Annotated in this window: 10 protein-coding genes and 1 pseudogene; 5 read left to right on the top strand and 6 right to left on the bottom strand. The window is 54.4% G+C overall.

Annotated elements, in window-relative coordinates; all coding sequences use genetic code 11:
* Positions 1 to 14 precede the first annotated feature (14 nt).
* From H8K03_18315 to H8K03_18295, 5 genes and pseudogenes are all read right to left on the bottom strand, one after another.
* Positions 15 to 641, bottom strand: a pseudogene (locus H8K03_18315) (hypothetical protein).
* A gap of 86 nt (positions 642 to 727) precedes the next feature.
* Positions 728 to 916 (bottom strand): hypothetical protein, encoded by a 189-nt coding sequence (locus tag H8K03_18310; protein ID UVT19718.1) that lies wholly within the window; start codon positions 914 to 916, stop codon positions 728 to 730.
* 22 nt (positions 917 to 938) lie between these two features.
* Complete coding sequence (locus tag H8K03_18305) at positions 939 to 1,145, bottom strand: hypothetical protein (GenBank protein UVT19717.1); 207 nt, start codon at positions 1,143 to 1,145, stop codon at positions 939 to 941.
* Positions 1,146 to 1,898: 753 nt separating this feature from the next.
* A complete protein-coding gene (gene merP, locus H8K03_18300; protein ID UVT19716.1) occupies positions 1,899 to 2,186 on the bottom strand; it encodes a mercury resistance system periplasmic binding protein MerP in 288 nt (95 codons plus the stop codon).
* 12 nt (positions 2,187 to 2,198) lie between these two features.
* Complete coding sequence (locus H8K03_18295) at positions 2,199 to 2,579, bottom strand: mercury transporter MerT (GenBank protein UVT19715.1); 381 nt, start codon at positions 2,577 to 2,579, stop codon at positions 2,199 to 2,201.
* Between the two features lie 42 nt (positions 2,580 to 2,621).
* On the opposite strand from H8K03_18295, the gene H8K03_18290 reads away from it, so the two are divergent.
* The 5 genes from H8K03_18290 (at position 2,622) to H8K03_18270 (ending at position 10,392) form a co-directional block, all read left to right on the top strand.
* The gene (locus tag H8K03_18290) at positions 2,622 to 3,077 is read left to right on the top strand and encodes a MerR family transcriptional regulator (GenBank protein UVT19714.1); all 456 of its coding nucleotides are present in this window, start codon (positions 2,622 to 2,624) and stop codon (positions 3,075 to 3,077) included.
* Positions 3,078 to 3,779: 702 nt separating this feature from the next.
* Complete coding sequence (locus H8K03_18285) at positions 3,780 to 5,039, top strand: TolC family protein (protein UVT19713.1); 1,260 nt, start codon at positions 3,780 to 3,782, stop codon at positions 5,037 to 5,039.
* Positions 5,036 to 6,256, top strand: coding sequence for an efflux RND transporter periplasmic adaptor subunit (locus H8K03_18280; protein ID UVT19712.1), 1,221 nt, complete (start codon positions 5,036 to 5,038; stop codon positions 6,254 to 6,256). Before H8K03_18285 ends, H8K03_18280 begins: the two co-directional genes overlap by 4 nt.
* Positions 6,253 to 9,378 carry an efflux RND transporter permease subunit gene (locus H8K03_18275; GenBank protein UVT19711.1) on the top strand — a complete coding sequence of 1,042 codons (3,126 nt, stop codon included), beginning with the start codon at positions 6,253 to 6,255 and terminating at the stop codon, positions 9,376 to 9,378. The genes H8K03_18280 and H8K03_18275 overlap by 4 nt, the downstream gene beginning before the upstream one ends.
* Positions 9,379 to 9,510: 132 nt before the next feature.
* Positions 9,511 to 10,392 (top strand): cation transporter, encoded by an 882-nt coding sequence (locus H8K03_18270; GenBank protein ID UVT19710.1) that lies wholly within the window; start codon positions 9,511 to 9,513, stop codon positions 10,390 to 10,392.
* Between the two features lie 211 nt (positions 10,393 to 10,603).
* Here H8K03_18270 and H8K03_18265 read toward each other — a convergent pair whose 3' ends face one another.
* Positions 10,604 to 11,194, bottom strand: a complete 591-nt coding sequence (locus tag H8K03_18265; protein UVT19709.1) for a sigma-70 family RNA polymerase sigma factor — start codon at positions 11,192 to 11,194, stop codon at positions 10,604 to 10,606.
* Positions 11,195 to 12,085 lie beyond the last annotated feature (891 nt).

Genomic DNA, 12,085 nt, shown 5'->3' with positions numbered 1-12,085 from the left:
CTTGTGAGGGACGGTTACTTGCGCATCACCCAACCTATAAGCGGCGGTATCCAACAGAGATTCGCAACAATAGTTTCGATGGCCGTTAACGTCTGTGTCGTGGGACTGAACCCCAGCAGCCTCGCGGTTAGCAGGCCAATAGGGACCAGGAGAATAATTGCAGCACTGCTCAGCATGACGGGATGTCTAACGTATTCATTCAGCGCTCTTCCCCAGGCCCCTGATCTTTTTCGAAGGAAGATGAATCCGGCGACACTCGCCCCAAATTGGTCGCTCAACGCGTAAAAGAACGGGATGTAAAACCCTTCCACTGCGTAGACATCAATTCCGATCATTCGGCTTCCCCAATCGATGACCCACGGGAATATCATCCCAGACAACTTTCCCCATCCGTACGCCATTGACCCGGCTGAACCTCGAATGCGTTGCCGGATGGCATAGATGCCTTCAAGCAGGCTTTCTCCTTCTCCGGAAAGCGTGCGAACGAGTCATTGACCGAGTGCGCTTTGCTGGAATCCAAAATGATCAAGTACTGCGCCGGTAATAAGTCCCCCGGCAAATCCTGCCCCGGTATATTTGAGCAGCTCACCGAATTCTTCCTGCTCATCACATGAGTGACACTGCGATTCGTGACCCACCATCCGTACTTCAAATTATTTTAAACACTTGGTGCGTGCCTCGATTGACGGATTAGTAGAATACGTGCTTATTGCAAGAAGCTTCGGCACTATCTGTCCGCTCCCTTTATTAACAGTAAAATGGCAACGATGATGTAGGCTACAATCCACTTAATGTTCTCGGTGTCCGACGACACGAACTGCGATATCGGCACATAACTAAAGAGGAGGATCACCAACATCGCAACGCCCACCCAATTCCACCAGCGCATATCCATCATGAAATTAGCTCCTTTCATCCGCCTCATCGTAAAACCAGAATCAGGAGAGGTCGCGGTCCGGACCTCCTCGTATTAACAATACGATCGCCACAATGGCGTAAGCTGCAATCGGAATGGCCCACAGGATCTTCGTGCTATCAAATTCCTGGGTGTCTAACCCCAGGATCAGCCATATCGGCTCAGCAGCGATGATTAAGATCACCAACATCACAAACCCCACCCAATTCGACCCTCGCATCCCCATCATGAGATTGCTCCTTTCGTCACCTCTGGACTTGAGCCATCGTTCATGCGCGGCGATTCCCGGTGCCTTCTAAGAGCAACGTAATGCTGCCGATAAGCCACATGATCGTATAGTGCAGGAATCCCCATTGTCCGCAGGCGGACAATGCTGGCCTCGATCGCACTATGTGCAACGACTCTGGTGATGCGTTAGATGCTGAGAGGAGGATGGAAGAGGGACACGACGAAGGTTGGCACGTATAGCCTGTGACTTGAGCCTATATCATCTGTGTGAGGAGACAAGATCTCAGGAACACCAAGGGATACCGACTGGAATACAAAATGACAAGGACACCCATGATCCAACACATTCGCCTCAGTAGCCGGAGATCCGCTCAGTATTTCAGCTTGTGCTGAGTGGATCGGACCCTGCCACTCATCCAGACAGGTGAGACCGGTAAGTTGGACTCCAAGCAGTAGAACCAGCGCGATAAGCAACACATTTGAGTGTCTTGGCTTTATCATGGGTTCGCTAATATACCATAGTTTGCAGCGATCCAGGAACTGGATTCATGATTGACACGAGGTCTGCACCGGCGGGCATTTTACCGATCCATAAGAACAGAACACACAGCAATCCCCGTCTTTTCGCCGCAGCACCGCTTTACATTGCAGGCATTCGTAAACCTGCAAACAGGCATCGGTCGGCATTGATTCTTTCACAGTGCTCTGACATTGCGGGCACGTCAAAACCGATTGAAGCAGTACGTCTACCATCTCACTCCTTTCCCATTACCGATGGATATCCCTCATCGGTCGTGGCTTTCGTCATCATTTCCGGATTAGCCTTGTCAGGATCAAAGATCACAGTGGCAGTTTTCTTGTCAAAATTCACACTCACCGTGCTCACTCCCGGAACTTTTTCGAGCGCCTTCTTCACGGTGATAGGACAAAGTTCGCACGTCATATTCTTCACAGCGAGCGTAACCGTTTCAGGCGGAGCGGCCACGGCAACCCAACCATCCAAGAAGATGAAAACACATAACAACAATTTTACTTTGCGCATCTAAATATCCTTTCAGTAGAAGAATGGTGCAGCCCACGGCACCGCGAGCAGGGTGAGCAGCAGCCCCGCGACTACCCAAAATAAGCCGCGCTGACGTTTGACTATGCGGGGGTCAGCGCATGCTGTGCCGGGGACACAAGCTTGAGGATGGAGATAGAGCTTGCGAAAGGTTAGTCCCAGAAACAGCAGCGTCAAACCGATGAACACCGGGCGCAACGGTTCCAGCGCAATCAAGCTACTGACCCATGCCCCGCTGATGCCAAATGCTAGCAGGACGAGTGGTCCGACACAGCATAACGACGCGCCCACCGCAGCCAATGCACCCACAATGAGCGTTCCGTTTCCATTCCGTGAATCCATAAGTTCCTCTCTAGAACCCGTTTCTTGATTCATCCTAAACCCTGTACTAAGCTACGGAATCAAGGGGCAACTTCGATGGCTCAGCAATTGACAATAGGAAAGGTGGCGAAGCTGGTTGAGGTCAATGTCGAGACGATCCGCTATTACCAGCGGCGAGGGCTTCTAGCGGAGCCGGACAAGCCTTACATGGGATACCGCCGCTATCCGGCGGACATGGTGAAACACATCCGCTTTATCAAACGCGCTCAGGCTCTGGGGTTTACCTTAAATGAGGTCGCCGTCCTCATGGAATTGAAGGAAGCCCCCGCCTGTGGCAAGACCCGCGCTCTCGCCCTGGACAAGATAAACGCAATTGACCAGAAATTGACCGGACTCACGAGCATGCGCAAGGCACTGGCCGCTCTTGTGCGACAATGCGACGCCGGAAGGTCTCCAAGAGGATGCCCTATTATTCGAGCTCTGGAACAGGACGAATCTTCTCGTACTGCACCGAAAAGGAAGGAGAGACCTCCCTCTCGTTTTTACTCTTGAAAATATCTTTTTTCATGGATGCATCGAAACATGTGGTCCAGAGGCAATACGCATTGCTAAGCAGCAACAGTAGGCGTAAAATTCGCTCCTGCAGATCTCTCAATTATAAGCGGATTAACAGCTGTCGCGATGCGATTGAGGAAAAATATTATACAGTTGCCTAATGTGGCCGTCCTTATGTGGACCGTCCTATGGATGCTTGTCGCTCCATTGGTGCATATCCATCCTGAGGCCGACCATCGACATGGCGACCCGAGTCATGTTCACGGTGGTACAGTTCATACGGTTTTTTCACCCGACCTCAGCTGCGAGTTCTCGCACTACGATCATGTTTTGGTTGCAGCAAACGAATCCCGCTGTCCGCTTCACCTGATTGCGCAACCGCTCCATGGAGCGGAGCACCCACAAATAGATTTCGTTCTTGCATCTTCTGCCAAGCCTCAAGTCGGCAAAGATACCGGCTTGGACATGGCCCCATATTCTTTCTCTAGGCATGAACCAACAAAGAGTCAGGCGACATGCCAACCGCACTCTTGTACTTCGCTGACGAACCTTTTTCTAATAACCAATCTTCCTTCCCGTGCTCCCCCTTCCGTGTGATCTCATTTTTTCATAGCTACTGACGATTCAATATATTTGAGCGGTGGTCATGTCCGTCTCTCCTGGAGGCGAATGGCTATGGCGCCGATGAGGGAGGACAGCATGAGACCTGCATTTGTTTGCAGAATCATCGCCGCGTTCGGATGCGCGATGATATCTGGAGCCTATCCTGAGAGCTCTGCCACCGAGCTTAACTCTAGCGGATACACATTGAGTCAAGTCGTGCAACTCGCGCTTCAACACAACCCCACAATGAAGGGTTCGGAAGCAGTCTTGGAACAGAGTCGGAGTCAACGGATCACGGCCGACGCTTATCTCAATCCCACGATGACCGGCTCCATCGGCCGAGGGTCGATTCGTGACCCCAGAACAGGTGTCTCCATTGCCGAACGAACCATTACCGTGGAGCAGCCGCTGGAGTGGCTGGGCAAACGTGCAGCTAGGCAACGGGTTGCTGAAGCGGGCGTAGGGGGTGCCCTCGCCGGCTTGGAACAAGCCAAAGTGATGGTCCTGGCTGGCGTCAAAGAGTCGTTCTTTCAATTGCTCTTTGCGCAACACGCTGCACAACTTGCGAGAGAGAATCTGAAGACGGTCGAAGATCTCGTCAAATTGGTAAGTGCGCGGGTCAGTACCAAGGAGGCGGCGAAATTCGAGTTGATCAAGGCGACCGTCGAACTCCAGAAATCCCAAAAGGATCTGGCGAGGGCAGATAATGCTCTTCTCGTCGCTCGGGCGCAACTCAACACGGTGACAGGCAAAGCTTTGGGAGAATCATTTGCCGTTCAAGGAGAGTTTGAAACAGTGAGAGCCGACTTGGAACTCCACACATTGATGAATCAAGCGATCGACCGACAACCTGCACTGCGGCGACAGCAAAAGGTGGTCGAGCAAGCCGCATACACGATCGAGCACGAACGCGCGTCGCGCATCCCGAATGTCTCAGTGATCGGCCAATATCATCGAGAAGCCGGCGATGAATCCATCACGGCGGGATTCAGTGTGGCACTGCCCGTTTGGTATCGCCGACAGGGCGAAATCGGGGTGGCGATGGGAACACATCGAGAAGCGCAAGCGGAGCGAGATCGAATGCAGCAGGAATTAGAGCAGACCATCGTACGGCATTTTCAGGACATGCAGACCGGTCAAGCGCAGATGAAGGTTTTTGAACAAGGGCTTCTGCATCAAGCCCAAGAAGCCCTCGACATCGCCCAGTTCAGTTTTCGCCACGGAGCGACCAGCCTGCTCGAAGTCATTGACGCACAGCGTGTCTATCGCCAGACCTTGCTCGAATATGCCCAAGCACAAGCTGATCATTCCATCGCGTTGGCCCGACTGGAGCGGGCGGTGGGAGGATTGCCATGAATAGTCGTGTGGTGATGCCTCCGTCATCGCTTCTTGTATGGATCGTCCAGTTCCTGTTCGTCGCCACCTTGCTTATGTCTTGTGAGTCCAAGCAAGACGAGGTGCCGAAGCCACCTCCACCGAACGCTACGGCATCTGCTGAGCCCGGCATCCTCGAACTGCCGGAAGGGAGCCCGACCGTCACAAAGCTTCAGACGGATCGAGTGGCGATCCGGCCCATTCGGACCGTCCTCAAGGCGCAAGGGGGAAAGGTTTTGGCCAATGAGAATCGATTGGCGCACCTCAGCGCGAGAGTTCCCGGGCATATCGTGGCCGTCTATGCCAACCTGGGAGACCAAGTCAAAGAAGGCAACCGGCTGCTTCTGCTCGATAGTCCTGCCTTTGGAGAAGCACAATTGGAATATCGCAAAGGAAAGGCGACGCTAACGGTCACAGAAAAGGCGCTGGACCGGGCTACCGCGTTGCTGGATCGCGGGGCGATCGGCGCAGGGGAATACCAACGGCGCGAGGCCGACTATGAGAACGCCCGGGCCGCTCTCCTTGAAGCGGAAGAAAAGCTGCATTTACTCGGCATGACGGAACGGGAGATTCAGCGGTTGACCGACAAGACCTTGCCCCATGCGGAGGTCGCGCAAGTCTCCCTTCGCGCCCCCTTTACCGGCGAAGTGATCGAACGGAACGCGACGATCGGCGAAGTGGTTGATCCCAATAAGACCCTGTTCACCGTGGCGGATCTCTCGACTGTCTGGGTGCGCGCGGACTTCCCGGAGCAACAGGCCGGTCAGCTGAAAACCGGACTCACCCTTGAGGTGCGGGTGTCGGCCTATCCGGACGCGGTTTTCCGAGGCGCTATCAACTACGTGGGGGCGGTCATCGATCCGGCTACGCGGACAGTCATGGTGCGAGCGGATGTGTCCAACCCTGAGGGCCGATTACGGCCGGAGATGTTCGCCGAAGTCGCGGTGTCTACAGAGGAGCAATCCGTCTTGAGCCTGCCACGTGCGGCGGTGCAGCAGGTCGGCAGCCGGACCGTCGCCTTTGTGGTGCAGGGACCACGTCGATTCGAAGCCCATGATGTGACCCTTGGCCAGGGATCAAGCGAGTACATTCAGGTTCTCACTGGAGTGGTGGTCGGAGATGAAGTCGTGACCCAAGGCAGTTATGCCCTCAAGTCCGAGTACCTTCGCGAACAGCTCCCATCGGAGGGCGGCTCATGATTGAACGGCTGATTTACACCATGCTCGAACAACGGCTCATCGTGTTGCTCGCCACGGTCGTGCTCATCGTGAGCGGCATAGCGGCGTTCCGCCATCTCCCGATCGATGCCTTTCCCGATGTCACGCCAGTTCAGGTCCAAGTGATCACCCGCGCACCGTCCCTCGCTCCCTCAGAAATCGAACGCCTCGTGACTTTCCCATTGGAGATCGAACTAACGAACCTGCCGGGCAAAACGGAAATGCGGTCTATTTCGCGATTCGGACTTTCTGTGATCACGGTGGTCTTTGAGGATCGGATCGATCTCTATTTCGCAAGACAACTCGTTTTGGAACGGATACTCCGGGCGCAATCCGGGCTCCCACAAAGCGCCGAGCCGGTACTGGGACCGGTCAGTACTGGATTGAGCGAGGTCTACATGTATCTCGTCGAGGGCTCGACACAGAGTCTCATGGAGTTGCGGACTCTGCAAGACTGGGTGATCCGTCCGATGCTGCGCGCGGTCCCAGGCCTCGCGGATGTCGATACCTTGGGGGGCTTTGCAAAACAGTATGAGGTCCTCGTCGATCCCAATCGATTGACGAGCTTTGACCTCACGTTGCGGCAGGTCCATGCGGCCGTCGCAGGCAACAACCAAAATGCCGGGGGCAGTTACATTGAGCACGGCGGAGATAAGTTGGTCGTCCATGGTGTAGGACTGGCCCGCTCCGCACAAGATTTGGAGCAGATCGTGGTCGCCGCGCACAAGGGCACACCGATCTATCTTCGAGACGTCGCGCAGGTTCGACAAGGCATGGCCATCCGTTTGGGGGGCACGACGCGTGACGGGAAGGGCGAGGTGCTGGAAGGGATTGCCGTCATGCTGCGAGGCGGCAACAGTCGGGACATTGTCTCCACAGTGAAAGACAAGGTCGAGCTGATCAATCGGGTCTTGCCGGCCGATGTGAAGATGGTGCCTTTCCTGGATCGCATCGAATTGGTGACACGCGCCCTCGATACGGTCGAACGGGCCTTGCTGGAGGGTGTCGCGGTCGTCATTCTCGTGCTGTATTTGTTTCTCCGAAATCTGCGTGGCGCCCTTGTTGTCGCCCTGACATTACCACTGGCCGTCCTCGCCACATTCCTGATCATGCAACAGGTCGGCCTGTCGGCGAATCTGATGTCTCTGGGCGGGTTGGCCATTTCGCTTGGAATGATTGTCGATGCGGCCATCGTGCAGGTTGAGAATGTCGAGCGGCATTTGACGGAGCAAACCAAGGGCCGTGCCCTCTCGATCACGGACCGATTGCCAGTTGTCTTACGCGCTGTGCTGGAAGTACGGAAACCGAGCCTCTTCGGAGAATTGATCATTGCATTGACCTTTGTTCCCCTCCTGACGCTTCAAGGCATGGAAGGCAAAATGTTCGTTCCGCTGGCCCTCACGGTGGTGATCGCCCTCCTGAGTTCCTTACTGCTCTCGATGACAGTCATCCCCGTGCTGGCTGCGGTGCTGATGAAGCCTCGGGCCACGGAGAAGAGCGGGCCCCTGTTGGAGCGCTGGCGGCGAGGGTATCGCCGGCTGTTAGAGCAGGCCATCCACCACACGGGTCTGGTCGTCCTCATAGCGGCGGGTGTGCTCGTCGGGGGGGCGGCACTGATTCCGTTCATAGGCCGGGAGTTCGTCCCCATCATGGATGAAGGCACGATCGTGGTGAATATCATGCGGCTTCCCAGCATCAGCTTGACCGAATCGCTGAAGATCTCCGGGGAGGTCGAACGAGTCTTGCTTGAGATCCCGGACGTGCGCTCTGTCATTTCCCGTACGGGAGCAAATGAACTGGGCACCGATCCGATGGGGATGGAAGTCAGTGACATGTACGTCTTGCTCAAGCCCAAATCCGAGTGGGAAGCCAAGTCTAAACCAGAGATTGAGGAGCAGGTTCGCAGCCGGATGGAGCAAGTACCCGGCATCGCGTTCGGGTTATCACAGCCGATCGCCATGCGCGTTGATGAATTGGTTTCGGGGGTCCGGTCTCAGGTCGCCGTCAAACTGTTCGGCGAGGATCTTGAGACCTTGCGGGCGAAGGCGGATGAGATGGCGCGGGTGCTGCGGGATGTGCGCGGAATGTCCGATCTTCGGGTTGAACAGGTATCGGGCCTCTATTATCTGAAGCTCGACATCGACCGTGCCAAAATTGCGCGCCATGGAATCAACGTGGCTGAAATCACAGAAGTGATTGAAGCCGTCGGTGGTGGCCTTGCCGCAGGGGAAATGTTCGAAGGGCAATGGCGTTTTCCGATCAGGGTACGATTTCCGGATGATCGGCGCGCCGATGTGTCGACGATTGCCGCACTCTGGGTGACCGCGCCGGACGGCTCCCGCATTCCTCTTCGGGATTTGGCCGATATTCGAATTGTGGACGGCCCGGCACAGATCAGCCGTGAGCACGCGAGCCGCCGAATTGTGATCGAAGCCAATGTCGTCGGTCGCGACCTGGTCGGCGCGGTCGAAGAGGCGCAAGCAGCAGTCGATCGGCTGGTGAAGCTTCCGTCAGGCTATTATGTCGTCTGGGGAGGCCAATTCGAAAACCAACAGCAGGCGATGGCTCGCCTGGCTATCGTCGTGCCTCTCGTTATTGCACTAATCTTTCTGCTGCTCTTTTTTACCTTCGGCAACCTCAGGCAAGCGGCGCTCATTCTCCTGGCGATTCCGTTTGCGATGGTCGGGGGGCTACTGGGACTGTTGCTCGGCGGGCTCTACCTCTCCGTTCCGGCATCAGTCGGATTTATTGCCTTGTTCGGTGTCGCGGTGCTCAATGGGGTCGTGAAAATCGCCTATATCAACCAACTGCGCGGACAAGGCATGCCGCTAGACGAGGCCGTGCTGACCGGTATGGTTTTGCGGTTACGTCCCGTATTGATGACGGCGATTGTCGCGATGATGGCGCTCATTCCGCTGTTGTTGGCGACTGGGCCCGGTTCCGAGATCCAGCGACCGCTCGCCACGGTCGTGATCGGGGGCCTGTTCTCATCGACCGCTTTAACCCTCCTGGTATTGCCGGTGCTCTATCGGTGGATGGAACACCGAATGGTTGAACGACAGGAAACGGACTCTCTAGTCGGTGCCCGACGATCTACTCTGTAGACAAAACCATGATTGTGAAGAGGCTTATCGTGCTTCGACAGTATGATTGCTACTCCTGGGGCACAATTACGATGCAGAACCTACTACAAGCAAGACTGGAGAAAGCCAGCGGCTCAAACGAAAGAGGCTCTCATGCATAGCCATTCAGAACGCAGATCCGGACAGCAAAAAAATCTGCTGATCGTCCTAATGATGACTGGAACGTTTATGGTCATTGAGGTGATCGGCGGTTTGTTCACGGGAAGTTTAGCGTTGTTGGCGGATGCAGGCCATATGCTGACGGATGTGGCAGCGCTTGGACTCAGTGCGTTTGCCATGTGGATGGCGGAAAGGCCATCCACGCCGGAGAAAAGCTATGGGTATCACCGTGCTGAGATACTTGCCGCTGTTACTAATGCCGTGGTGCTGTTGTTGCTGTCGGTCTGGATTCTCTACGAGGCGTACCGACGTGTATTCGAGCCGGCCCATGTATTTGGCATTCCGATGTTGTTCATCGGACTTGTCGGCCTCGCTGTAAATGTTGCTAGCATGAAACTGCTTGCTCACGAATCCGCATCAAGTCTGAATGTTCGCAGTGCTTATCTCGAAATGCTCAGTGATGCCATTAGTTCGTTCGGGGTCATACTCGGCGGGAGCATCATCTGGATGACTGGATGGGTGCTCATCGATCCTCTCCTGAGCGCTGGAATCAGTCTCTTTATTGTGTGGCGCACATGGGGACTGCTTTCTCAAGCCGCGCATGTCCTCATGGAAGGGGTGCCGACTCATCTGAACGCTATACAGGTGGGACAAGCCATGGCTGGTGTGCCTGGGGTGATAGGAATTCATGATCTTCACATTTGGACCATTACTACCGGCTTGGACGCCCTTAGCGCTCACGTGGTGGTCTCGGTAGGTGAGGATCGGGATGCAGTGTTGGGCCGTCTTCAATCGTTGCTACGAGACCGGTGGAAAATTGAGCATACCACTCTTCAGATTATGGAGGAACGATCGGAGAGGATTCAGGTGGAATAGCAGCCCTTCACTGCCTAGATAATTCTTACAATGCAATGCCCGCTGGTCCTACCGTCGATCTGTACTGCCAATATCTGCATTACTACCTCCTTATCATCTGTGGGTTCTGAGTCGATTGATTCGCCTCGTACACCTTTACTGACGGAAGGAGCCACCGAATGTTACAGTTCACGCGGGAAGGGACCGGCACATGGATGAAATCGCGCAAGTTCTAGGATTCTTTGCACGTGCAGTTGATACAACCATGCGTGCTGCATACGCCGCATGACAGCTCCAAACTTTGTCGTAAAGCCTGACGGGCGCGATGAAGGCGAACCGTTGCATTGTTGGGCGTGATCTGCAAATCTTTTGCGACTACAGAGACGGTTTCACCCGCCAAATCAATCCGTCGGATCAATTCGGAATAACCTGGACGAAGAACCGATATGGCGTCATCCAGGCAGCGACACACCGTCGATTTGACCTCATCCAACGACGGTACATGGTCGTCGGCTAAGACCTTGGCTTGTTCCAGAAAATCGTTTCGTCTGGCTTTCTCGGATGCTTTTGAACGATAGTAATCGATCACGGTATTGCGAAGTATTCGATAAAACCACGGCACTACGCTTTCTTCGTTGTTCAACGAATGCTGTTGCTGAATAGCTTTCACCAAGCTCTGCTGGAGGAGGTCCTGGACGATGAAGTCATCCTCCACCCGACGGCGCAGGAATGCCTCGAAAAGGGATTGATTCTCTGCTAGTCGATGAATGACTGACTCGGCATTAGAAGACAAACCGGTTTGTTTCTTCTTTGGCGTAGTCATGGGAAGCTCTTTCGTATCGCATTATACCTGCAGCTCAGAATTCCGACCTTCTGCGGTAATCCATTTCTGGTGTAGAACACGCCCGTATGCCCACCACAAAATTGAATTTGACTCGGTTCGCGCCGTCTTTTGCGCACCAGCGGGAGATGGTCACCGAAGCTTCGGTAGAACGACATGCCCATATGGATGGTATCATCAAGTCAGGCAACATTCTTTCTTGTTCCTTCACTTCGCTAACTGGATGGCTCTGCTTGATCCTCTCACGTGAGGCAATTCGCCACGGTTACAAACTACGCAGCTGTCCGGAAACGCCCCACTACTTGCATGGAAAGAAATCGACATCATCGACTGGAGATCGTCGCAATCTCTTGGAATCATAATTCCTATTCCGTGAGGCTCCTCGAATTGGTTTGCTGGCATTGTTGATGCTCCTGTAGGGAGTTTGCTGGACTTGATGGACCTGCTCGAATGAGCGTATACTAATTGCCCTAGCGTGGGAGAGGTCGGCTTTATTTTATAATGCGTGTCCAAGCTACCATACGGTTCATGGTTCTGGTCTTTGCCTTCTGCCAGATCGTCGGGATAATGTGTTCGGTGCCGGATTTATCGTTGGCTGACGACCTGCCACAGGTGTCTGAAGAAATGAATGATATGGCCTGTCCAATGGACGGGGCCATCATGTGCTCTCCCTCACTGACCGCGTCTCCTGAGCGTCAGATAAAAAACAGCGTGGTGGTGATTGATCCTGTTCCGTCTCTACTCAATCATCCCGGAATCTCCACCGATGTCTCTACTGAGACGATGTGGTCTTGGAGTACGGCGTATTCCCTTGTTCCTCTCTCTATAAGCTCCTCCTCGGTTCTTCGCATCTGATCGTCCACCTCCGGTTTC

The sequence above is a fragment of the Nitrospira sp. genome (genome assembly GCA_024760545.1).
Lineage (GTDB): Bacteria > Nitrospirota > Nitrospiria > Nitrospirales > Nitrospiraceae > Nitrospira_D.
This window is presented reverse-complemented; position numbering and strand designations above follow the sequence as displayed.